Here is a 21,501-nt window from a genome sequence, read left to right on the forward strand (position 1 = left end):
ACACCTTCACGAGGTCTGCACCGTCAACGACGATTCGGCGCAGTGGATGGTGTGCACGGAAGGGGCGGTGTCCGAGCCGTACGCGGGACTGCCGCCGGTGCCGAGGTTCCGGGCGTACCGCGGGTGCGCGCCGCCCGATATCTGCAAGCGGAGCCGATGGCCCGCCGGTAGCCGGTGGAAGCACTGGTCCAGCCGCAGGGTGACGTGCTGCACCGAGCCGGCCGGCACCGCCGGGTCGAGCCGGAGCAGCGCGTCGGAGAAGTTCCGGGACCGCCCGGCCGGGTCCACGTCGCAGAGGCGGGCGAACACGTCCGCGTGCGGGTTGTCGAGCGACAGCGCCAAGTCCAGGACCGGCGTTCCCGCCACGTCGAGGTTCGTGGTCAGCGGCGGGGTGGTGAAGGTGACGACGTCGGCGCGGGCCTCGAGCGCGCGGTTGTCGCGGACGCCCATCGAGCCCGACAGGACCCGGCCGCCCACCGACGGGGTGGGGTCCGCCGGATCGTACCGGAAGGACACGGGCTCGGCGGCCGGGACGCTGCCGAGCGTGCCGCCGGTGCCCAGGGCGAAGCGCCGCGGTGTCGTCGGCGGTGGCCAGTCCGCGAGCTCGTGCCACTTGTTCTCCCCGGTGCGGAACATACGCACCGCCGCGGGCGTCCCCGGGTCGCCGGCGAGGTGGCGGTCCAGCCACGCCAGGGCGGCGGGTTCCGTACGGGGTGCACCCTTCGTCGCCACGCCGATGTGCGTCCACGGGCCCACGAGCAGCGACACCTCGAGGTTCCGGGCGCGCAGGGCGGCGTACTGGTCGAGGGTCTGGTCCAGGAACAGGTCCTGCCAGCCGCTGATCAGCATCACCGGCACGGTCACGCGGTCCAGGGCCACGCCGGCCCGCATCGGCTCCCAGAACGGGTCGGTCTCCTCGTGGTGGGACAGCCATTCGCGGTACCAGGGTGCGCGGCCGCGGAGGACCGGCTCCGCGGCGTCGGCCAGCGGGAGCCGCTGCAGGCCGGGGCGGATGCGGCGGGCCGCCGTGGCCAGGTTCCGGATCCGGCGCAGGCCGCGTTCCTCCTGGCCGGCGATCTGGTGGCTCCAGCTGAGGAAGTCGCCGAGGGTGAAGGCGCCGGTGCCGTAGACCGCGCTGCGGAAGTCGTGGGGGCCGACCGAGATGACGGCCGTACGCAGCTCCGGCGGTGGCTCCTGCAGCAGCGTCCACTGCGTCCAGCCGAGGTACGAGCCGCCGAGCGTCGCGAGCCGGCCGTCGAACCAGTCGCAGGTCCGCAGCCACGCCACCGTGTCCTGCCCGTCCGCGGCCTCCTGCGCCATCGGGACGAACGTGCCGCCGGAGCCGAACGTGCCGCGGACGCTGCTGACCACCACGTGGTAGCCGCGCGCCGCCAGCATGTGGCCCTGCACCAGCGAGGCGGGCAGTCCCCGGCCGTACGGGGTGCGCACCAGCACCGTGCCCCGCGCCTCCCCGGCCGGGGCGTAGTGGCCGGCCCTCAGCACCACACCGTCGCGCATCGGGATGGCGACGTCGTGGTTCACCTCGTACGTCGTCCGGGGCGGGGGCAGACGCAGTGCGCGCCCCAGCAGGGAGATCAGCGGCCGGGGCACCGCCCCATCCTGAGTGGGTGCGGTGCCCAGCGCAAGAGGGTCGTGCGTTTGCGCGTCCGGGAAGGCAGACTGCCTCGGGTGGAGGTGCAGCTGCGCAGGCTCGGTGACCGCTACACCCTGCTGGACCGGCTCGGCAGCGGCGGCATGGCGGTGGTCTGGCGCGCCCGCGACGAGGTCCTGGGGCGCGCGGTCGCGGTCAAACTGCTGGCCGGACGGTACGCCGGGGACGCCGCGTCCCGGTCCCGCATCCGCGACGAGGCGCGCGCCGCCGCCACCTTCTCCCATCCGCACATCGCCCAGGTGTACGACTACGGCGAGGCGTGGCAGAACGGCGTGCCCGTCCCGTACGTGGTCATGGAGCTCGTCCACGGCGTCACGCTGCAGCATCGCGCGCGGCACAGCGTGCTGGACCCGCGCGAGATCTGCCGGATCGGCGCGCAGGTCGCGGCGGCGCTCGCCGCGGCACACGCCCACGGCCTGGTGCACCGCGACATCAAGCCGGCCAACGTCATGGTGACCGCCGACGGCGTCAAGGTCGTCGACTTCGGGCTGGCGGCCGCCGCCGGCCCGGCCGAGCCGGACGAGGAGCTGCTCGGCACGCCGGCCTACCTGGCGCCGGAGCGGCTGACCGGCGACGCGGTGGAGCCGGCATCCGACGTGTACGCCCTCGGCGTGCTGCTCTACCGCCTGCTTGCCGGCGAGTCACCCTGGGCCGTCGACACCACCACGCAGATGCTGACCGCCCACGTCACCGTGGAGCCGGTGCCGCTGCCTCCGTTGCCCGGGGTGGCGCCGGAGATCGCCGGGCTGGTCGACCGGTGCCTGCGCAAGGATCCGCTCGAGCGGCCCAGCGCCGCGGAGGTCGCGCAGGTCCTCGGCGCGGATCCGGTCGTCCGCCCCGAGACTCCGCCGCCGGCCGCCGCGGCTTCCCGGCATGGCGGGAGGCTGATGGCCGTGGGCCTTGCGGTGGCGCTGGCCGCGGTGGGTACGACGTGGGCGCTGCTCCCCCGGGGCGCGCAAGGGGGCGGCGGCGACGACGTACCGGCAGCCGCGCCGCCCACGGTGGTGTCCGCCCGTCCGCTTCCCCCGCCGAAGCGACCGGCCGTCACGGAAGCCGCCACGACCAGGAAGGCTCCCACGACGCCTACCACGCCCATCAGCTCGCCGGCCCAACGTACGACCTCGCCGGCCGCGTCGCCGAGCACGTCCCGGCCGCCCGCATCGACCGCGACGTTCCGCTCCGTCGCGGGCACCGTGACCGCCCGATGCAACCCGGCCGGCCGCGTCACGCTCGTCGCCTGGGCGGCCGTCGACCCGTACAAGGTCGAACGGGTCAATCCCGGACCCGCGCCCACCGCCGCGGTGGTCTTCGCCCACGGCCCGAGCCGGATCCGCATGCGGGTGACCTGCGTCGCGGGCGTCCCGGTCCTGGCCACCCTCCCGCCCTGATCGATCGGCCGCCCGAACTCCTCAGCCGGACCCGTGGCCTGCCGATACTGGAGGCCGGTCCGATGGAAGGAGGCGTGATGGAGGCATACATCGACCCGGTGTACGCGTGGGTCAGCGCCCTGGTCGGCCCGCACGCGGTGATTCCCGGGTGGGCCTGGCTGGCCGGGCTGACCATGATCTTCTGGGGCGTGCTGGCGCCGGGATTCGCTGCCGCCCGGGCGCGCGAGGCGGAGCGCGAACGCATGCTGAGCCGGCATCCCGGCCTCAAGTACGTCGCTCCGGACCGCTGACCCGGCGCCGGTCATGATCGGCGTGCCCGGAACGCGTGGCGGTACGCGTGCGGGCTCGTACCCACGACCCGCTTGAACCGGTCGCGGAACGCCGTGGGCGACCCGAACCCGACCCGCACCCCGATCCGGTCCACGCCGTCCGCGGTGGTCTCCAGCAGGTGCTGAGCCCGGCGGATCCGCGCCAGGTGCAGCCACTGCAGCGGTGTCGTCCCGGTCTGCTCGCGGAAGCGGCGGTTGAGCGTACGCGTGCTCATCCCCGCGTGCGCTGCGATCTGCGCCATGGTCAGATTCCGGCCGGCGTTCTCCTCGAGCCAGCGCAGCAGCGTCTCCATGCTGGAGCCGCGCGGCGCCGGCGGCTGCTCCGGCACGATGAACTGGGCCTGGCCGCCCTCGCGTTCCAGCGGCATGACCGACAGGCGGGCCGCGTCCGCCGCGACCGCCGAGCCGTGGTCCCGGCGGATCATGTGCAGGCAGAGGTCGAGTCCGGCGGCCGCGCCGGCCGAGGTGAGCACCTGTCCGGTATCGACGTAGAGGACGGCCGGGTCGACCTGCACGCCCGGGAAGCGTTCAGCCAGCCGGGCGGCCGCCAGCCAGTGCGTCGTCGCTCGCCGTCCGTCGAGCAGGCCGCTCGCTGCCAGCACGAACGCGCCCGCGCAGATGGAGGCGATCCGGGTGCCGCGCGCCGCGGCCGCACGTAGTTCGCTCACGACCTTTTCCGGTACGGGCACAGCGACGTCCACGATTCCCGGCACGATGATCGTGTCCGCCACGCCGAGGACGTCGAGCCCGTAGCGGGGCCGCAGGACGAAGGAGCCCGCGTCGACCTCGGTCCCGGCGCCGCAGACCCGGACGTCGTACGCGGGTGACCCGTCGGCGAGCCGGATCCGGGCGAAGACCTCGAGCGGCGTGGCGAGATCGAAGGCGACGACGCCGTCGAGGGCGAGCACGGCCACCATGTGCATGGCCGGACAGCGTAGCCGCGCGGTGGCGGGAATCCGTCGGCCTATCGTGTTCCGGCCACACATTGGCACGTCCGAAATCAGGGCACTTCTGATCGTTCGTCGGATCCGCACCTCGGCCGGTCCGGCGGGAAATGAATCGATGAGCGGTACGGGTCGTTGAGCCTCTCGGTGGCGGCATTTCCGCCGGCGCCACAGCTGCCCGATCAGGAGTCCGCCATGGCCAAGGAACGACCGGTGACCGCCGGTGGCAAGACGGCGAACGACCGGGGCCGGCACCCTGCCGTGCCCCCGGCCCGTACCGCGCCCGCGGCCGGCACCCCGGGTCCGCGCCGCCCCGCCTCGGCAAGCCCCGCACAGGCCGGCCCGGCGCAGACCGGCCCGCAGGCCAGCCCCGCCGACCCGCGCCCGATCCCCCCGCCCTTCCTGACCCACCCGGCCGGATCCTCGCCGGAGGACACCGCCGGCGACGACGACGCCCGCGGCGTGGCCGCGACGCAGCCCGAAGCCGAGGCGACTCCGGCGCAAGACGCGACCGAACGGCCGCAACCCACCGTCGCCCCGCACTCCCCCGCGGCCGAGCCCGCCCAGCCCGTCCCCTCCCCCCGCTCGGACCTGCCCAAACGCGGCGTCGCCCGGGTTCCCTCACCGCGTCCCCTGCTGCCCGGCCTCCAGCTGCAGCCGATGGTCCACGTGGCCGAGATGGCCGACGCCGTGGCCTTCTACGAGCGGCTCGGCGGCGAGATCGTCCACGGCGACCGCGACGGCGAGTGGGTGCTGATGCAGGTCGGCACCGCCCAGATCGGGCTGGTCACCAGGCCGCCGGACCCGGCCCGGGGGGAGAGCACCGTCGAGCTCAACTTCTCGGCGACCATGCCGCTCGAGCGCCTCGAGAAGATGCTGCGCGACCGCGGTGTCGCCGTCGTACGCCTGGCCGTCGACCCGGACCTCGGCACCCGCCTGCACGTGGAGACCCCCGACGGCATGCCGGTCAAGATTCACCAGGTGGAGCCGGACCTACTGATCTGAGCCGGCGTGCAGCGCCCAGCGGCAGATCGCGGCGAGCGGCTCCTCCAGCGTCCGGCCCAGCGGCGTGAGGGCGTACTCGACGTGCTGCGGCGGCTCCTCCTTGACCACGTGCCGGGAGACGAGGCCGTCCGCCTCCATGTCGCGCAGCGAGGACGTCAGCACCTTCTGGGTGATGCCGGGCAGCCGCCGGCGCAGGGCGGCCGGGCGGTGCGGGCCGTCCAGCAGCGCGTAGACGAGCAGCACCCGCCACTTCGCGGCGAGCCGCTCCAGCGCCTGGCGGGTCACGCAGCTTTCCTCGAGCACGTCCGGGACGACCAGTGCCACGTTGACTCCCGTACGACAATGGGCACCGCGAAGTGCCTTCTGGGCAGCGCTCTGCGCCGAGCCTAACGTCGGTACGTGACCGACATCCGTACCGAAGACGTGACCTTCACCGCCGACGGCCTGACGCTGGCCGGGACCCTGCGCGGCGACGCCGCCGAGGCGGTCGTGCTGACCGGCCCGTTCACCGGCGTGAAAGAGCAGGTCGTGGGCCGCTACGCCGAGGAGCTGGCCCGGCGCGGCTTCACGACGCTGGCCTTCGACCACCGCGGTTTCGGCGCCAGCGAGGGCCGCCGCGCGCACGAGGACAGCCAGGGCAAACTCGCCGACCTGCGGGCCGCGGTGAGCCTGCTCGACCGCGATCGGGTGGCGGTCGTGGGCGTCTGCCTCGGCGCCGGCTACGCGGTGCGCGCCGCCGCGGCCGATCCCCGGGTACGCGCGGTGGCCGGTATCGCCGGCGCGTACAACAGCCCGGCCTGGTTCGCACGCGACCCGATCGCCTACCGCGGGGCGCTGCGCGGCTTCCTGGCGGCGTACGACGAGTTCCTGCCCGCGGTGGCACCGGAGAACGGCCCGGCGGCGATGGGCGGCGACGAACCCTGGGCCTACTACGGCACCGCCCGCGGGCACGCCGACCGGTGGGAGAACCGGGTCACGACGGGCTCCCTGCACTCCCTGATGACCTTCGACGCGCTCGGCGCCGCGCCGCTGCTCACCGAGACGCCGCTGCTGGTGGTGCACGGCCGCAAGGACGACTACTGCTCCCCGGAGCTGGCCGAGGCGATGTACGCCGCCACCCCCGGCGACAAGGAGCTGGAGTGGCTGGACGCCCGCGAGCACATCGACTTCTACGACGTCGCGCCGTTCGTCACCCGGGCGGCCGACGTGACCGCGGACTTCCTGCACAGGCACCTGCGCGATGCTCCGCGGACGGCACCGCCAGCCGCAGGATGAGCAGCCCGGCCAGCGCCCCGGCGGTGTTGGCGATCAGGTCGTTCACGTCGATGGTGCGCCGGCTTCCCAGGGTGAGGCCGAGCACCAGCTGCACCGACTCGATCGCCGCACTCGCGGCGAGGGCCCGCAGGCCGATCGCCCGCAGCCCGTCGGTCGCGGGCCACAGCAGTGGGAGCAGGACGCCGAACGGGATGAACATGATGACGTTCAGGGTGAAACTCGGAGCGTCCACGTCGCCGGGGATCCAGTGCACCATCGTCATGAACGGCTCGCCCGCCCAGTACGACGCCGGATGCACCCGGATCGGGAAGATCGTGATGGCGACGACCGCGGCGGCGTACAGAAGCAGGATTCCGACCGTCGCGCGCCGCCACATGATTCTTCAACGCTAGGGCATCTGAGAAATCACGGCTTCAGACGCTCCGGGGGGCGTACATGATGACGCCGACGCCGAGCAGGCACAGTGCGGCGCCGATCAGGTCCCAGCGGTCGGGCTTGAACCCGTCGACCAGCATCCCCCAACCGAGGGAACCGGCGACGAACACCCCGCCGTAGGCCGCGAGGATCCGGCCGAAATTCGGATCCGGCTGGAGGGTGGCGACGAAGCCGTAGGCACCGAGGGCGATCACGCCGGCGCCGGCGAGGAGCAGACCGCGGTGCTCCCGTACGCCCTGCCAGACGAGCCAGGCCCCGCCGATTTCGGCGAGGGCCGCGAGCAGGAACAGGGCGATGGAGCGCAGGACGGGCATGCGCCCCATTCTGGCGGTCAGCTCGGCCGCAGGCCCACCGAGGTACGCGGGCTCGGGGGCTCGGCACAACCCAGCAGCCCGACCAGGCCGGAGATCCAGAGCTGCCGGTAGACGGTGGGGCTGGGGTGGCTCACCACGAGCTTGACCCCGGACGCGGCCGCGGCGTGGAAGCACGCGACCAGGATGCCGATGCCGATACTGTCGATCAACATCACCCGTTGGAGGTCGAGGTCTATCCGGCCCGGCGTCTGCGAGGTCAGGACGTCGTTCACGGCGTCGCGCATGATGTGGGCGTTGTCGAGGTCGATCTCGCCGCTCGGGGCGATCTCGACCGTACCGTCGGCCAGCTGGCGAGTGGTGATCGGCAGATACACGGCTGCCCTCTTCCTGGCGTCGTGCGGGCGACGCCGAACGTTCTGCGGACTCAGCTGCGCACCCAGCTACGCAGCCCGGCGCCTCACCCAGGCCCCGGTCGGACGTCCGCGGCCAACAACTATCCGCTGGTCTGCAAGTTACGCCAGGTAGGCGCGGAACGCCAGAGTAGTTCATATGGCCGGAATGTGCTGGATCGGTCACCGGCGTCGCCTGGACATTGACGAGCCCCGACCCGGTCCGAATACTCACCGTATGCGCAGGGGTGGCCGTACGAGATGACTGACGCTCACTTCAGGACAGTGACGTCCGCGTCGGCATCCCGTGACACCGCGAGCTTCACCAGTGTCGACATCGACGACACCCGCATTCTGCTGACCCGCTTCTACTACCCCCTGGCCATCGGCGCGCCGGAAGGGGCGGAGGGTTTCGAGTTTCATGCCGATGTGATCCAACTCGGACCCCTGACCGTCGGCCACCTGGGCTTCGGCGCCCCGATGACGCTCGTCGCCCCCGAGCTCGACGCCTACCACGTGACCATCCCGACGACCGGCCGGGTGCACGCGCGGTACGCCGGCCGCGAGCTCACCGCCAAGCCCGGGACGGCCATGCTGTACGGCCCCGGCAAGCCGGTCTACAGCCTGCACACCGCGGGTTCCGCCGAGCTCGACGTGAAGATCGAGCGCCCGGCGCTGGAGGCGGAGCTGGCGACGCTGCTCGGCCGCCCGGTCGCCGGCCCGATCGACCTGCCGCCGCTCGTCGACCTCAGTTGCGGGCCGGCGCGCAGCTGGAACACGCTGGTCCGGATGCTGCGCGGCGAGATCGGCCACCCGGCCAGCCTGCTGCGGCAGCCGCTGATCGCCGAGCAGATGCGCCGCAGCGTCCTCAGCGGGCTCCTGCTCAGCGTCCCGCACCGCTACACCGAGGAGCTGACCGCTCCGGCGCCCACCGGGCCGCCGCGCGCGGTCCAGCGGGCGATCGACGCCATGCACGACGAGCCGGAGCGCCCGTTCACCGTCGCCGACCTCGCCCAGATCGCGGGCGTGAGCGTGCGGTCGCTGCAGGAGGGGTTCCGGCGCTCCGTGGACTGCGCGCCGATGGCGTACCTGCTTCAGGTCCGCCTGACCAGGGCGCACGAGACGCTGTGCCGGCAGGATCCGGGGCGCACGACGGTGGCCGCGGTGGCACACCGCTGGGGCTTCGCGCATCTGGGGCGGTTCGCTTCGGCGTACCGGGCGCGTTTCGGGGTCTCCCCGTCGGAGACCCTGCGCCGCGGCGCCTAGCTGGTCACTCGCCCGGGTCGCGACGGCGCCGCGGGCGCGGGAACTCCTCGATCCGGGTGGCCGGTCCGGCCGGCGCTCCGAAGAGGTTGCCGCGCGGCGGCACCCAGTCGCGCCATGGGCCGAGCCGCGGTGGCACCGCAGCGGCCACGCCGTCACCCGAACCCTGCAGCTCACGCAGGTACGCAAAGACCCGGCTCGCCGCCGCGCCCCCGTCCTCGGCCAGCAGAGCCATCAGCTCGTGCTCGTCACCGAGGTCGACGTCGCGGTCGCGCAGCCGGGCGGCGAGCACCGCGAGCAGGCGGACCACCTCACCGGCGTCGCGCTCGGCGTCGGGGAGGCCGCTCACCTCGCCCGGCTCTCGGCCAACGGATCCGGCCACTGCCGGGCATCCCAGCATTCGCTCATGTCACTTCTCCTCGCCACGTCGTGCCCGATCCCCGCCGGAACGCGCACACACATGACACCGCAGAAATGTATTCGTCCGGCTACACACCGTCCATCCGATGCGCGCGATGGTTGTCCGATTCGCGCTCGCCGGGATCGCCGGGACCATCGACCGCCCACTTTCCACCATGCTTGGGGCGGGGCATGCTGGGGTATCCGACCCGGAGGCAGGCAGCCACGTTGGAGGATCCATGACCGAGGAGATGCGGCCACCGCTCGAGGAGTCGCCGGAAGTCGCCGACGCGATCGAGGACGACGTCGCGGTCGACGCGTTCGTCACGGGCGGCGGTCCGGACTCGGAAAACCCCCAGTTCCTCGCGCCGGGTCAGGAGCCCGTCGTCCGCACCGGCGCGGACCAGCCGTGGGACCCGGTCGACCTGGCCATGGCCAAGGGCTGGGACCCGACACCCGAGAACATCGAGCGGGCCCGGAAGGAACTCGAACGCGACGGGCCCGCGGCGATCGAACGTACGGTGCCCTGATCACTCCACCGTCGCGGTGACGGTGTGCCAGCCGGTGGCGCCGTCGGGGAACGGCGTCGCCCGCTCCTCCGGCTGCACCGTGCCTGTGCCGTCGGTCGCGCGTACCGCCAGCGTGTGCGGCCCCGGCGTGGCGGCCCACGCATAGCGCCACTGCACCCAGGTGTCCGAGGACGGTACGGGCAGCAGCTCCGCCTTCTGCCAGGGCCGGTCGTCGACCCGTACCTCGACGCCGCGGATGCCCCGGCCCTGCGCCCAGGCGACCCCGGCGACCGTCACGGTCCCGGCCTGCACGCGGGCGAAGGGCTGCGGCTTGTCGATCCGCGAGGCGGTCTTGACCGGCCCGCGTGCCGCCCAGCCGCGCCGCACCCAGTACGCGTCGAAGGCTCCGAAGGTGGTGAGCTCGAGCTCGGCCAGCCACTTGCAGGCGCCGGCGTAGCCGTACAGGCCGGGGGTGAGCATGCGCACCGGGAAGCCGTGCTCGAGCGGCAGCGGCTCGCCGTTCATCCCGACGCAGAGCATGGCGTCGCGGCCGTCGAGGACCGTGGCGACCGGCGTGCCGATGGTCATGCCCTCGACCGAGCGGGCCACGAGCTGGTCCGCCGCCGGATCCACACCCAGCTCCGCCAGCAGCGGCGCGAGCGGTACGCCCAGCCACCGGGCCGTGCCGACGTACGGGCCGCCGACCTCGTTCGACACGCAGTTGAGGGTGACGTCCCGCTCGATCAGCGGCCGCCGGAGCAGGTCGTCGAAGGTCAGCTTCAGTTCCCGGCGCACCATGCCGTGGATCCGCAGCGACCAGCCGCCCACGTCCACCCTCGGCACGCTCAAGGCGGTGTCGACGCGGTACAGCTTGTCGGTGTAGAAGCCGGGTGCGACCCCGGTGGGCAGGGGCCGGGCCGGATCGGCGGCCGCGGGGAGGGCGATCGCCTCCCGTGATTTCGTGACGGCTGACCCGCGTACCCGTTTGACGGTCTCCGCCGCGCCGCCTGCCAGCACCGCGCCCCCCGTCACCAGCAGGGCCGTCCGCAGGAAGGCCCGCCGGTCCCGCGACGCGGGCCGCGACCGCGACCACGCCGCGAGGGTGCCGCCCGCGACCGCCGCACCGAGCAGCGACGGCAACGCGTCCGCGCCGGTGGAGGCGGGGCGGGAGAGTGCGGCAGCCGCGCCGGCCAGCCCGAACGCTGCCGCACCGGCGATCGCCACCCAGCCGCGGCGGGCGGTCAGGGCGCCCACCACCGCGGTGAACACGACCAGGACGACGGCGATGCTGCCCAGCAGCACGGGCTTGTCGAAGGTGCCGAGCGTCCGAACGGCGAACTCCTTGACCGGGGTGGGCGTCGCGTCGATGACCGCCCCGCCGACCGCGACCAGGGGTCCGGACGCCGGCCGGGTGGCCGCCGCGAGCAGTTCTGCGGCGGCCAGCCCGAGGCCTGCGGAGACGACGCCGATCAGCGCCGGTCTTCCGGTACGCCGGAGCACGTTCAGCTCTTCGGCATCAGGACGGAGTCGATGATGTAGACCGTCGCGTTCGCGGTCTGCACGTTGCCGCACACCACCGAGGCGCCGTCGACCTTGAAGTCCATACCGCTGCCGGTGACCTTGACCTCGTCGCCCTCCAGCGTCTTGTGCGAACCGGCGAGGTCGGCGGGCGCCAGCTTCCCGGGCACCACGTGGTAGGTCAGGATGCTGGTCAGCGTCTTCTTGTCGGCCAGCACCTTCTTCAGGTCCGCCGACGGGATCTTGTCGAAGGCGGAGTTGGCCGGCGCGAACACGGTGAGCGCCGGGGCGGTGTTGAGGGAGTCGACCAGCCCGGCCTTCTTGACGGCGCTGACCAGGGTGGACAGCACCGGGTTGCCGGAGGCGGCGGTGGCGACCGGCACCTGGGCCATGGCCGCGAAGCTGCCCGGGTCCGACGAGTCGGTCGGCACGGCCGAACAGCCGGCGCCGAAGTTCGTCATGGTGTCCATGGCCGGGGAGGACGGCGTCATCGGCGCGGCCGAGGTGGCCATCGGCGCGGCGGCCGCACCGGCGCTGTCCGAGGTGGAGTCGTCGCCGCAGGCCGCCAGGGACGTGGTGAACAGGACGGCCGCGGCGACGGCGGTGAGCTGGGTGGCGCGCATTTTGTACCCCTCAGTAGTAGATGCTGGCTTCACTACTGATTCGCACCGGAATGCCCACCGGATGGGTCTCAGGTGAGCTGAACCTTCGCCATGATGGTCGACGACGGCGTCGGCGACCCGCCCGCCGGCTCGAGCGAAACGGCGAAGACGTCATTGCCGGGCACTCCGTCGAGCACCGCCACACCCGACTCCTCCCCCGGAGCCATGACGGCGGGCGACACCGGACTGCCGGTGCCGCGAATCGTCCACATCTGCAGAGCCTGGTTCGCCGCGAGGGTGCGATCGGACCGGATGGTCACCACGCTCGCACGCAGAGTCGCGGACGACGCCACGGTCACCCGCCCACCGCCGATCATCGGCGCGGTCCGGACCACCAGGTCGCCGGCGGAGAGGATCGCCTGCGTACGCGCCTCCCGCAGCTGCGCCGCGGCGACTACCGCGCTGCTGTCGCGCAGCTTCTGCTCCTGGATCGCGTACACACTCGCGCCGGTGCCCGCCGCCAGGACGACCGCGGCGGCGGCCGCAATGGAATACCGCTGCCAGGCCGGCGTGCTCCGCCGGTCCGGCGAGGCGTCGGGCTCGGCGGGCGGCGGAGCCTGACGGGTACGCCCGATCTCGGCCATCACCTCCGCCCGCAGCCGGGGCGGCGGCACGGACCAGGTGCTGTCGGCGAGCCGCGCCGAGGTCTCCCGGAGCTCGGCGACCTCGGCCCGGCAGGTCTCGCACCCGGCGAGATGGCGTTCGAAGGCGGCCCGTTCCAGGTCGTCGACCGCGTCGAGCGCATAGGCACCGACCAGCGAGTGGACATCCGGTGAGGTCACAGCGCCACCTCCACGCCCAGGCAGTCGCGCAGCCGGATCAATCCGTCACGCATGCGGGTCTTGACGGTCGGCAGCGGCGCGCCGAGCAGCTCGGCCACCTCACGGTACGAGTGGCCCTGGTAGTACGCGAGCGTCACCGCCTGGCGCTGCAGCTCGGTGAGGTCGTCCATGCAGCGCCGCACCTGCTGCCGTTCGAGCCGGCCGGACACCTCGTCGACGACCTCGTCGTACGGCGTGTCGACGGACGCGGCGCCCACCCTCAGCGTGCGGTCCGCGGAGGCCTGCTCGGCCCGGACCCGGTCCACCGCCCGCCGGTGCGCGATCGTGAAGATCCACGCCGTGGCGGAACCGCGGGCCGCGTCGAAGCGGGCGGCCGTACGCCAGACCTCGACCAGCACCTCCTGGGCGACCTCCTCGGCCTGGGCCGGATCGCGCAGGACGCGCCGGATCAGGCCGTACACCCGCGGCGCGACCAGGTCGTACAGGCGCCCGAAGGCCGCCTCCTCGCCCCGCGCGACCGCGCGCAACAGGTCACCGACGTCCGTGGGCGGCGCAGGCACCGCCGACAGATGGTCCGGCCGCCGCGCAGCGCCCTGCTCCGTCATCGGTCCCGCCTTCCCGTCACTCTCGGCATTCAACGCCGATTCGGTGCGGGCGGCTACGCGGATGGGTCGCCCGCTAGGCGAGCTTGACCGTGCGCCCCTCGCTGATCGACTCGGCGGCGGCCGCGAGGATCTTGACGACCTCGGCGCCGAACCGTACGTCCAGCGGCGACGCGGAGCCGCCGTTCGCGGCCTGGATCAGCGCGTCGATCGCCCGCCCGAACGCCTCCACCGGCAGCCACGGCACCGGCGGCACGTCGGCGACGCCGGACTCGCCGAACAGGGCCGCGACCTCCCGCTCGATCTTCGCCGGGGCGTCGACCGACAGCGTCATCGTGCTGATCGCGCCGCCGGTGTGGCGCATCAGAATGTGGGTCATGTCCCGGGCACCGGCCAGCGCGGTGACCTCGCCGACCGGACCGAGCACGGGCAGCACCAGCGCGACCGCGTGCGGACCGACGTCCCACAGCCCGCCGCTCTCCTTGCGCCAGGCCGACTCGCCGAACGGGTTGCCGGGCTGGAAGATCGAGCCGAGGTGGTCGATGCGCGCCTCCAGCCAGCCGCCGGTGGCCCTAGCCCGGTCCACGAACTCCTGGATCTGCGGCATGAAGCGCCGGGTGAAGAACACCACGCTGGCGACGTCCCGCTCGGTCGCGGCGGCCACGATCTCGTCGGCGGCGGCCGCCGTGAACGCCACCGGCTTGTCGAGCAGCAGATGTTTGCCGGCGCGGGCCGCCTTCAACGCGATCTCCGACTGCACCGACGGCGGCAGCGCGACGGCGATCGCGTCCACGTCGGCGATCAGCGCGTCGACCTCCGCGTACGGCTTGGCGCCGAACTCCTCGGCCAGCGCCCCCGCCTTCTCGGCGTTGCGCCCCCAGACCCCGACGAATTCGACGTCGTCGTGCGCCGCCAGCGCCGGCGCGTGCGCCTGGTGGGCCCACGGCCCCGTCCCGAACAGTCCGAACCGCATCGCCGTGCCGCCTTCCACGCAGATCACCCGGCCGAAAGTTAACACGTCCGCGCAGATCAGTACGCTGTGCCGGTGATGAACGGCCCGCTCTCGATCGCCACGATCGTGGTGGCCCTCGCGCTGGGGGTCTGGTACCTGATCCGCACGGCCCTGAACCGCGCGCCGACCAACGCCGACCTGTGGGCCATGCTGGGCCTCGGCGCCCTGGTGGCGGTCCTCGTGGTCGTCGCGGTCGTGGGCCTCTTCGTCGGCGACCGGCCGGCCGAGTGGACCACCTTCGTCGGCTACCTGATGACCACGATCGCCTTCGCGCCGGTCGCGGTCTACCTGGCCCGCCTGGAACCGACCCGGTGGGGCACCCTCATCCTCGGCGTCGCCGCCCTGACGCTGCCCGTCCTGGTGCTGCGCCTGCAGCAGATCGCGGAGGTGACCGGTGGCTGAGCAGCCCACCCCGGCCCCGGCCCGCCCTCGGGACGCCGCCATCGGCTCCGGCCTCGGCCGCGTCCTGCTCCTCGTGTACGGCATCTTCGCCCTCTCGGCGAGCGCCCGCGCCCTGGTCCAGATCTCGACCCACTTCTCCGAGGCCCCGCTGGCGTACCTCCTGTCGGCCTTCGCCGGCCTGGTCTACATCGCCGCCACCGCGGGCCTCGCCATCGGCGGCACCCGCGGCCGCATGATCGCCCTGGTCAGCTGCTCGATCGAGCTCCTGGGCGTCCTCATCGTGGGCACGCTGAGCATCGCCGACGCGGTCGCCTTCCCCGACGACACGGTCTGGTCCCGCTACGGCAGCGGCTACGGCTACGTCCCGCTGGTCCTGCCGTTCATCGGCCTCTGGTGGCTCTGGCGGAACAGGCCACGCCCATGACCCGGTTCACGGACCTCGACGACCTGCTCTCCCGCGAGGAGCTCGGCACGAGCAGCTGGCACCTCGTCGACCAGGCCCGCATCAACGGCTTCGCCGAGGTCACCGGCGACCACCAATGGATCCACGTGGACCCGGAGCGCGCCGCCCGGGAGGGCCCTTTCGGCACGACGATCGCCCACGGCGCGCTGACGTTGTCGCTGTGCATGACCTTCCTGACCGAGGTCGTGCAGGTCGACGGTGCGAGCTACGTGGCCAACGGCGGCTTCGACCGGGTCCGCTTCAAAGCCCCGGTACCGGCGGGATCCCGCCTCCGCGGCGTCGTCACCCTCCTGGAAGCGCGGCGCATGCCGGGGGGAGCGCGCATCGTCGCCCGCACCCGAGCAGAGATCGAGGGCGAGACCCGCCCGGCCTGCGTCGCCGACCAGGTCCTCGCCTTCTACACCGGCTGAACGAGCGGCGTCAGCCGGACGCGCCGATCGTGTGCGGGAGGAAGTTGCAGCGGTCCTTCGTGACCAGGCCCTCGTCGCCCAGCCCCTCACGGATGCCCATGCCCGCCGGCTCCCCGTCGATCAGCCACGAGCCGATCACCGGGTGCACCACGCCCTCGAGCCCCTCGTACGACGGCAGCTCCAGCAGCTCCTGCACCACGAACCGCCCGTCCGCCCCGTACTCCGAGGGGTTGTCGGTGATGGTCACGCCGTCCTTGACCAGGGTGACCGAGCCGCCCTCGCGGCCCCAGACCGGCTTTTTCGCGTACGACGTCAGCTTGGCCGCCGAGGACGATTCCGCGAAGTACGCCGGCAGCAGGTACTTGCCGCGCTCGGGGTCGTCGCCGAACAGCTTCCACAGGACCGGGAGCAGGGCCTTGTTGCCGAGCAGGGCGGCCTTGTAGGGCGGTTCGATCCAGACCGTGCCGCGTTTCGCGGGGTCGGCCATGTTGCGGAAGAAGGCCTTGCCGCCCTCCTCGTTCCAGAACCATTCCCAGGGGTAGAGCATGAAGATGACGTCGATCGGCTCGGCCTTGTGTTCCTGGCCCGCGGCGGGGACGAAGAGGACGCGGTCGCCGGCCACGTCCCAGCCGATCTGGCTCATGGCGATGAGCTCGACGGGGAAGCCCGCCTCCTCGGCCGTGGCCATCAGGTAGGCCACGTTCATCCGGTCCTCGCCGGTGGTCTCGCTGGTCTCGTACGCGAAGAAGATCTTGGGTTTCTCCGGGAGCCAGGGCCGGGCCTCGCGCAGCTTGGCGATGTTGCGCCGCCAGGCGCCGGGGTTGGCGGGCTCGCCGTCGCCCGCCTCCCAGCCGACCAGGCGGTCGTGGATGGAGTTCCACTGCCGCCACGGGTGCTGGGTGAGGTTGGTCTGGTCGGCCCAGTGCCACTGGATCACCGCGGACTCGACCAGGGAGGTCGGTGTCTGGGCGTTGAACTCGAGCAGCCGGGGCACGCTGCCCGCGCCGTTGTACCAGAGGTCGAAGCGGCCGTAGACGGTCGGCGAGTAGTCGGGGGTCTGCATCGGGACCATGCCGTCCGGGTCCTTGTCCCGGTGCGTCCAGGTCTCGGCGTCACCGTCGAACCACGTACGGATGATCTGCTCGTGGGTGTATTCCGGGATGCCGATCTTCGTGAGGAAGCAGCTCTCCGGCGTGCACACCGACGTGAAGTAGCCCTGGCGGCGGCCTTCGACCGTGCGCCGCGGGCACTGCCGGACCATCCAGTCGCCGGCGTCGAGGCACATCTGGTACAGCACCGAGGTCGCCGTCTCCAGCTCCTCGATCTCGGCCTCGGTGAAGTCGTAGTACGGCCCCTCCTGCCAGTACGAGATCATCGTCCCGTCGGGCAGTTCGGTGTCGTTGTAGGTCAGGCCGAGGCTGTAGTTGGTGAGTTTCCAGCCCTCGCGGACCGGCCCGTACGGAATCCGCCGCACCGCTCAGCCACCCGACCGGCTGGACTTGCCGGAGGTGCCGCTGCCGCCCTTGCCCACGACGCTGGTCTTGATGGTGCCGTTGCCGATCTTGCCGGACGACGGCAGGCCGAAGGACGACCGGGCGGCCTTGTCGTTGTAGGCGAACTTGGATCCGCCGGCCGGCAGCCGGGAGCCGATCGGGTAGCCGGAGCGGTAGCTCGTCGAGTGCCAGATGAAGAAGCCGCCGCCGAAGCCGCCGCCGTCGTTGTCGTCGTCGCAGTAGTCCTCGTCGACGATCACGCCGTTCTCGTCGGCGCAGTAGAAGCCCTCGTCCTGGTAGTCGTCGCTGCTGTCGCAGGCTGCCGCGCCGCCCGCGGCCAGCAGCAGGAACGTGCTGGTCAGAGCCACGCTACGAGAGCTCATCCGTCGGTTCACTTCGCGCTTGCCGCCCTTTCTCGCATCGGGGTCGCCCCATCCTGTGTAGCGACCCCGATCAAGACAGGATGCTACGCGCGGGGGCCGCCGGCCACGTAGATGACCTGGCCGGACACGAAGCCGGCTCCCTCACTGACCAGGAAGGATACGGTGTTCGCCACGTCTTCGGGACGCCCCGCCCGGCCGACGGGAATCTGACTGATCGCCGCCTTCTCGAAGTCGGCGAAGTCGACACCCACGCGGGCGGCGGTGGCGGCGGTCATATCGGTCACGATGAAGCCGGGTGCGACGGCGTTGGCGGTGATGCCGAAGCGGCCCAGCTCGATCGCGAGCGTCTTGGTGAAGCCCTGCAGGCCGGCCTTGGCGGCGGCGTAATTGGCCTGGCCGCGGTTGCCGAGCGCGGACGTGCTGGAGAGGCTGACGATGCGGCCCCAGCCCGCGTCGACCATGTGCTTCTGGACCGCCCGGCTGAAGAGGAACGCGCCGCGTAGGTGGACCGCCATGACGGTCTCCCAGTCGTCGTCGCTCATCTTGAACAGCAGGTTGTCGCGGAGCACCCCGGCGTTGTTCACCAGGACGGTCGGCGCGCCGAGCTCGCTGACGACCTTCTCGACGGCGGCCGTGACCTGCTCGGGGTTCGACACGTCGGCGCCGACGGCGAGCGCGGTGCCGCCGGCGTCGTGGATGGCCGTCACCGTGCCGGCGCACGCGCCCTCGTCGAGGTCGACGACCGCCACGGCCATGCCGTCGGCGGCGAGCTTGCGGGCTGTCGCCTCGCCGATGCCGCGCGCGGCTCCGGTGACGATGGCTACCCGACTCGGCTGGGTCATTGCTGGCCTCCCACGGTTCTCGTCAGTCGGCCGACTCTAACCCACCGGTTACCGGCGAGTACCGTGATCTTTCACGGCTTGCGGCACAGCCGGATCCAGCGGTATCCGTAGCCCTTGATCGGCAAGGCGTCCAGCTTGCCGGGGTCGGGATACTCGCTGTCGGACAACACGTCGTTGGGGAATTCCGCCTCCGGGTCCAGGCTGCCCAGGTCCACGACGCCATCGTCCGGCCCGAGGTTGTGGATGAAGACCATGGTTCCCGTACGGTCGTCCGCGCGGTGCACGAGCACACCGGACGGCACCGGGACGTCGACGGGTGTGCAGGTGCCGCTGCCCACCTCGGGCGCCTCGCGCAGGGTGCGGATCATCCGCTCGAACCACGACAACAGCGACGCGCGGTCGTGGCGCTGGAGCGTGACGTTGACCTTCTCGTAGCCGTACTGCGGGTCGGACACCACCGGCCGTGCGAGGTCGCCGGCTTTCGCCGTGGAGAAACCGCCGTTGGGCAGGGCCGACCATTGCATGGGCGTACGGATGGCGTCACGCCCCTTCAGGGAGAGGTCGTCACCCATGCCGATCTCCTCGCCGTAGCGCAGCACCGGGGTGCCGCGCAGGCTGAACTGCAGCGCGTACGCCAGCTCGATGCGCCGCCGGTCGCCGCCCAGCATCGGGGCCAGCCGGCGCCGGATGCCGCGGCCGTAGAGCTGCATGTTCTCGTCCGGCCCGAACTCGGCGAAGACGTCGTTGCGCTGCTCGGCGGTGAGCCGGGAGAGGTCCACCTCGTCGTGGTTGCGCAGGAACGTCGCCCACTGCCCGCCGGACGGCAGCGCGGGCGTGTCGCGGAGCGCGTCGATGATCGGCTCGGGGTTGCGCCGGGCCAGGGCGAGCATGAGCCGGCCGTTCAGCATGAAGTCGAAGAGCATGTGGATGCGGTTGGAGGAGCCGCCGCCGTCGCCGAAGAAGTCCTTGAGCTTCTCGGGCTCGACGTTCGCCTCGGCGAGCAGCACGGCGTCGCCCTTGCGCCACTGGATGTGCTGGCGCAGGTCGGTGAGGAAGTCGAGGTCCTTGGGCGAGTTCGGGTTGCCCGGCTCGGTCTCCTCGATGATGAACGGCACCGCGTCCATCCGGAAGCCGGCGACGCCGAGCTGCAGCCAGAACGCGCAGATCTTCTTGATCTCCTCGCGGACCTGCGGGTTCTTGATGTTCAGGTCCGGCTGGAACTTGTAGAACCGGTGGTAGTACCACTGCTTGGCGGTCCGGTCGTAGGTCCAGGTCTCGTTCTGCTCGCCGGGGAAGACCATGCCCTGGTGCCGGTCCGGCGGCGCGGTCTCGGACCAGACGTACCAGTCCCGGTACGGCGAGTCCGGCGACGACCGCGCCGACTGGAACCACGGGTGCTGGTCGGAGGTGTGGTTCACGACCAGGTCGATGATCACCTTGATGCCGCGGTTGTCCGCCTGGTGCAGCAGTTCGGCGAAGTCGCCGAGGGTGCCGAAGCGCGGGTCCACGTTGTAGAAGTCCTCGACGTCGTAGCCGTCGTCGCGGTCCGGCGAGGGGTGGATCGGATTGAGCCACAGACAGGTCACGCCCAGCCGGGCGAGGTAGTCGAGCCGCCCGATCAGACCGCGGATGTCCCCGATGCCGTCGCCGTTCGAGTCCGCGTACGTGTCGATGTCAAGGCAGTAGATGACCGCCTTCTCATACCACCGGTCGCTCATGCGGCTCTACTTGTCCGCGCCGTCGCCGCAGGAAACCCCTGGTCCACTGCACGGGACGAACCTTCTCGAGGGCCAGGAAGCTCGCCAGTGCGGCGAGGTGCGGCGCGAACGAGATCGTGATGGTCGCGAACGTGACCGCGTGGAACGAGTAGAAGAAGGCCACCGCGCGGTTGCGCCAGCGCTCGTCGAGGAAGAAGATCGCGGGGCTCGTCAGCTCAAAGGCCATGATGCCGATCTGCGCGAGGATCAGCAGGTAGGGCACGCCGGCGATCAGGTCGGCCAGCTCGGTGCCGCGCCGGATGATCGCCCGCGCCAGTACGGAGCTGGTCACCCAGTCCAGTCCGCCGAAGCGCAGCTTGGCCCAGGCCGCCAGGAAATACGTGCACACCACCGCGATCTGGGTGACCCGCAGCGCCCAGCCGCCGGCCTCCGACCGGGTGGGATCGCCGTGCCGGGCCCGTCCCACGGTCGGCAGGGCGGCCAGCGCCACGAGCAGGCCGACCCGGTCGTGGTCGACCTTGCCGTAGCTCATCGCGATGACCATCCACTCGAAGTACAGCGCGAACACGGTCCACCCCAGCAGCCGCGGCGCCCGCCCGGTCGCAGCGGCGAGCGACACCGCCAGCAGCAGCCAGAAGATGCCGTGCACCAGCAGTGGCGTCGGCGTGGGCAGATGCAGCAACCGGCCGACCAGCAGCGGGCGGTAGAGGTCACCCGGGGTGGAAGCGTGGTGGCGTACCCAGGGGGTGAAGACCACGAGGTCGGCGGCGACGAAGAGATAGATCAGCGTCCGGAAGGCGGCGATCCGGCCGCGGGGCACGGCTTCGGTGAGCCACGCGACGACCCGGCTCACGGTGCCGCCGTCCAGGTGGCGATGACCTCGTCGTGGCTCTCGCCGGTCGGGCGCGCGTCCTCGATGCCCTCCCAGCGGATCACGATCCGTACGGTGGTGAGCGGTGCGGCTCCGGGGCTCTTCTCGGCGTACGCGACGGCGACCTGCCGCAGCCGCGCGGGATCGTCGACGTACGCCTGCTGCTGCCCCTCGATCTCGGCCCGGCGCAACCCGCTGTTCGCCTCGGTCAACACGATCGTCCGCCCGGTGGCGTCGACACCCTCGACCCGTGTGTCCGGCGCGTCGGCGTCCGGATCGGGCGCCGTGGAATACATCCGGAACGGCCCGAACGGGAAGTCGTCGTCCTGTCCCCGAAGGGTGCCGAGAAGCAGCAGCACGGCGCCGAGCGCGGTGACCGCGACCCGGACCGCACGGCCCCGTGAGCTCAACGTGTCCATCG

27 protein-coding genes are annotated in these 21,501 nt (G+C 72.1%); 9 read left to right on the forward strand and 18 right to left on the reverse strand.

Annotated elements, in window-relative coordinates:
- Positions 1–6: 6 nt before the first annotated feature.
- Entirely contained in the window at positions 7–1,611 is a 1,605-nt protein-coding gene (locus tag ACIBO8_RS24590) for a CocE/NonD family hydrolase (RefSeq protein WP_396117609.1), read from the reverse strand.
- Between the two features lie 78 nt (positions 1,612–1,689).
- On the opposite strand from ACIBO8_RS24590, the gene ACIBO8_RS24595 reads away from it, so the two are divergent.
- Both ACIBO8_RS24595 and ACIBO8_RS24600 read left to right on the forward strand, forming a co-directional pair.
- Positions 1,690–3,060: a protein kinase gene (locus ACIBO8_RS24595; RefSeq protein WP_396117610.1), complete on the forward strand. Its 1,371-nt coding sequence runs from the start codon at positions 1,690–1,692 to the stop codon at positions 3,058–3,060.
- Between the two features lie 77 nt (positions 3,061–3,137).
- Positions 3,138–3,350: a hypothetical protein gene (locus ACIBO8_RS24600; RefSeq protein ID WP_396117611.1), complete on the forward strand. Its 213-nt coding sequence runs from the start codon at positions 3,138–3,140 to the stop codon at positions 3,348–3,350.
- A gap of 11 nt (positions 3,351–3,361) precedes the next feature.
- Here the strand turns inward: ACIBO8_RS24600 and ACIBO8_RS24605 are convergent, their stop codons facing one another.
- The gene (locus ACIBO8_RS24605; RefSeq protein ID WP_396117612.1) at positions 3,362–4,312 is read right to left on the reverse strand and encodes a GlxA family transcriptional regulator; all 951 of its coding nucleotides are present in this window, start codon (positions 4,310–4,312) and stop codon (positions 3,362–3,364) included.
- A 216-nt stretch (positions 4,313–4,528) separates the two neighbouring features.
- Here ACIBO8_RS24605 and ACIBO8_RS24610 point away from each other — a divergent pair, with 216 nt between their 5' ends.
- Entirely contained in the window at positions 4,529–5,338 is an 810-nt protein-coding gene (locus tag ACIBO8_RS24610) for a hypothetical protein (protein ID WP_396117613.1), read from the forward strand.
- On the opposite strand, the gene ACIBO8_RS24615 is transcribed toward ACIBO8_RS24610, so the two are convergent.
- Positions 5,327–5,662: a winged helix-turn-helix transcriptional regulator gene (locus tag ACIBO8_RS24615; RefSeq protein ID WP_396117614.1), complete on the reverse strand. Its 336-nt coding sequence runs from the start codon at positions 5,660–5,662 to the stop codon at positions 5,327–5,329. The two genes, ACIBO8_RS24610 and ACIBO8_RS24615, sit on opposite strands and share 12 nt — an antisense overlap.
- Positions 5,663–5,737: 75 nt before the next feature.
- Here ACIBO8_RS24615 and ACIBO8_RS24620 point away from each other — a divergent pair, with 75 nt between their 5' ends.
- The gene (locus tag ACIBO8_RS24620; RefSeq protein ID WP_396117615.1) at positions 5,738–6,613 is read left to right on the forward strand and encodes an alpha/beta hydrolase; all 876 of its coding nucleotides are present in this window, start codon (positions 5,738–5,740) and stop codon (positions 6,611–6,613) included.
- On the opposite strand, the gene ACIBO8_RS24625 is transcribed toward ACIBO8_RS24620, so the two are convergent.
- Genes ACIBO8_RS24625 through ACIBO8_RS24635 form a run of 3 tightly spaced genes read right to left on the reverse strand, consistent with a single transcriptional unit; the run spans position 6,528 to position 7,736 of the window.
- A complete protein-coding gene (locus tag ACIBO8_RS24625) occupies positions 6,528–6,989 on the reverse strand; it encodes a VanZ family protein (RefSeq protein ID WP_396117616.1) in 462 nt (153 codons plus the stop codon). The genes ACIBO8_RS24620 and ACIBO8_RS24625 overlap by 86 nt on opposite strands.
- Before the next feature lie 37 nt (positions 6,990–7,026).
- Positions 7,027–7,362: a YnfA family protein gene (locus tag ACIBO8_RS24630; RefSeq protein ID WP_396117617.1), complete on the reverse strand. Its 336-nt coding sequence runs from the start codon at positions 7,360–7,362 to the stop codon at positions 7,027–7,029.
- 17 nt (positions 7,363–7,379) lie between these two features.
- Positions 7,380–7,736 carry an STAS domain-containing protein gene (locus tag ACIBO8_RS24635; protein WP_396117618.1) on the reverse strand — a complete coding sequence of 119 codons (357 nt, stop codon included), beginning with the start codon at positions 7,734–7,736 and terminating at the stop codon, positions 7,380–7,382.
- A gap of 276 nt (positions 7,737–8,012) precedes the next feature.
- Here ACIBO8_RS24635 and ACIBO8_RS24640 point away from each other — a divergent pair, with 276 nt between their 5' ends.
- Positions 8,013–9,017 (forward strand): AraC family transcriptional regulator, encoded by a 1,005-nt coding sequence (locus tag ACIBO8_RS24640; RefSeq protein ID WP_396117619.1) that lies wholly within the window; start codon positions 8,013–8,015, stop codon positions 9,015–9,017.
- A gap of 4 nt (positions 9,018–9,021) precedes the next feature.
- On the opposite strand, the gene ACIBO8_RS24645 is transcribed toward ACIBO8_RS24640, so the two are convergent.
- Positions 9,022–9,396, reverse strand: coding sequence for a hypothetical protein (locus ACIBO8_RS24645; protein WP_396117620.1), 375 nt, complete (start codon positions 9,394–9,396; stop codon positions 9,022–9,024).
- A 256-nt stretch (positions 9,397–9,652) separates the two neighbouring features.
- Between ACIBO8_RS24645 and ACIBO8_RS24650 the strand changes: the two genes are divergently transcribed.
- The gene (locus ACIBO8_RS24650) at positions 9,653–9,943 is read left to right on the forward strand and encodes a hypothetical protein (RefSeq protein ID WP_396117621.1); all 291 of its coding nucleotides are present in this window, start codon (positions 9,653–9,655) and stop codon (positions 9,941–9,943) included.
- Here the strand turns inward: ACIBO8_RS24650 and ACIBO8_RS24655 are convergent, their stop codons facing one another.
- The 5 genes from ACIBO8_RS24655 to ACIBO8_RS24675 form a co-directional block, all read right to left on the reverse strand.
- Complete coding sequence (locus tag ACIBO8_RS24655; RefSeq protein WP_396117622.1) at positions 9,944–11,422, reverse strand: molybdopterin-dependent oxidoreductase; 1,479 nt, start codon at positions 11,420–11,422, stop codon at positions 9,944–9,946. It abuts the gene before it with no gap.
- 2 nt (positions 11,423–11,424) lie between these two features.
- Positions 11,425–12,063 carry a fasciclin domain-containing protein gene (locus ACIBO8_RS24660; RefSeq protein ID WP_396117623.1) on the reverse strand — a complete coding sequence of 213 codons (639 nt, stop codon included), beginning with the start codon at positions 12,061–12,063 and terminating at the stop codon, positions 11,425–11,427.
- 68 nt (positions 12,064–12,131) lie between these two features.
- The gene (locus ACIBO8_RS24665) at positions 12,132–12,884 is read right to left on the reverse strand and encodes an anti-sigma factor domain-containing protein (protein WP_396117624.1); all 753 of its coding nucleotides are present in this window, start codon (positions 12,882–12,884) and stop codon (positions 12,132–12,134) included.
- Entirely contained in the window at positions 12,881–13,489 is a 609-nt protein-coding gene (sigK, locus tag ACIBO8_RS24670; protein WP_396117625.1) for an ECF RNA polymerase sigma factor SigK, read from the reverse strand. The genes ACIBO8_RS24665 and sigK overlap by 4 nt, the downstream gene beginning before the upstream one ends.
- Positions 13,490–13,562: 73 nt before the next feature.
- Positions 13,563–14,459 carry a Gfo/Idh/MocA family protein gene (locus tag ACIBO8_RS24675; RefSeq protein ID WP_396117756.1) on the reverse strand — a complete coding sequence of 299 codons (897 nt, stop codon included), beginning with the start codon at positions 14,457–14,459 and terminating at the stop codon, positions 13,563–13,565.
- 75 nt (positions 14,460–14,534) lie between these two features.
- Here ACIBO8_RS24675 and ACIBO8_RS24680 point away from each other — a divergent pair, with 75 nt between their 5' ends.
- From ACIBO8_RS24680 to ACIBO8_RS24690, 3 genes are read left to right on the forward strand one after another with little or no spacing between them, the layout of a single operon-like run.
- Complete coding sequence (locus ACIBO8_RS24680) at positions 14,535–14,900, forward strand: hypothetical protein (RefSeq protein WP_396117757.1); 366 nt, start codon at positions 14,535–14,537, stop codon at positions 14,898–14,900.
- A complete protein-coding gene (locus tag ACIBO8_RS24685; protein ID WP_396117626.1) occupies positions 14,893–15,324 on the forward strand; it encodes a hypothetical protein in 432 nt (143 codons plus the stop codon). Before ACIBO8_RS24680 ends, ACIBO8_RS24685 begins: the two co-directional genes overlap by 8 nt.
- Positions 15,321–15,773: a MaoC family dehydratase gene (locus tag ACIBO8_RS24690; RefSeq protein ID WP_396117627.1), complete on the forward strand. Its 453-nt coding sequence runs from the start codon at positions 15,321–15,323 to the stop codon at positions 15,771–15,773. Before ACIBO8_RS24685 ends, ACIBO8_RS24690 begins: the two co-directional genes overlap by 4 nt.
- Positions 15,774–15,783: 10 nt before the next feature.
- Here ACIBO8_RS24690 and ACIBO8_RS24695 read toward each other — a convergent pair whose 3' ends face one another.
- The 6 genes from ACIBO8_RS24695 to ACIBO8_RS24720 form a co-directional block, all read right to left on the reverse strand.
- Positions 15,784–17,247, reverse strand: coding sequence for a glutathionylspermidine synthase family protein (locus ACIBO8_RS24695; protein ID WP_396117628.1), 1,464 nt, complete (start codon positions 17,245–17,247; stop codon positions 15,784–15,786).
- A gap of 3 nt (positions 17,248–17,250) precedes the next feature.
- Positions 17,251–17,649: a hypothetical protein gene (locus ACIBO8_RS24700; protein ID WP_396117629.1), complete on the reverse strand. Its 399-nt coding sequence runs from the start codon at positions 17,647–17,649 to the stop codon at positions 17,251–17,253.
- Positions 17,650–17,732: 83 nt separating this feature from the next.
- Positions 17,733–18,491, reverse strand: a complete 759-nt coding sequence (gene fabG, locus ACIBO8_RS24705; RefSeq protein WP_396117630.1) for a 3-oxoacyl-ACP reductase FabG — start codon at positions 18,489–18,491, stop codon at positions 17,733–17,735.
- Between the two features lie 71 nt (positions 18,492–18,562).
- The gene (locus ACIBO8_RS24710) at positions 18,563–20,209 is read right to left on the reverse strand and encodes an alpha-amylase family protein (protein ID WP_396117631.1); all 1,647 of its coding nucleotides are present in this window, start codon (positions 20,207–20,209) and stop codon (positions 18,563–18,565) included.
- Positions 20,190–21,062, reverse strand: a complete 873-nt coding sequence (locus tag ACIBO8_RS24715; protein WP_396117632.1) for an MFS transporter permease — start codon at positions 21,060–21,062, stop codon at positions 20,190–20,192. The genes ACIBO8_RS24710 and ACIBO8_RS24715 overlap by 20 nt, the downstream gene beginning before the upstream one ends.
- The gene (locus ACIBO8_RS24720; protein ID WP_396117633.1) at positions 21,059–21,499 is read right to left on the reverse strand and encodes a hypothetical protein; all 441 of its coding nucleotides are present in this window, start codon (positions 21,497–21,499) and stop codon (positions 21,059–21,061) included. Before ACIBO8_RS24720 ends, ACIBO8_RS24715 begins: the two co-directional genes overlap by 4 nt.
- Positions 21,500–21,501: the final 2 nt, after the last annotated feature.

This window comes from Actinoplanes sp. NPDC049681 (assembly GCF_044465265.1).
In the GTDB taxonomy this organism is placed as follows: Bacteria; Actinomycetota; Actinomycetes; order Mycobacteriales; family Micromonosporaceae; genus Actinoplanes.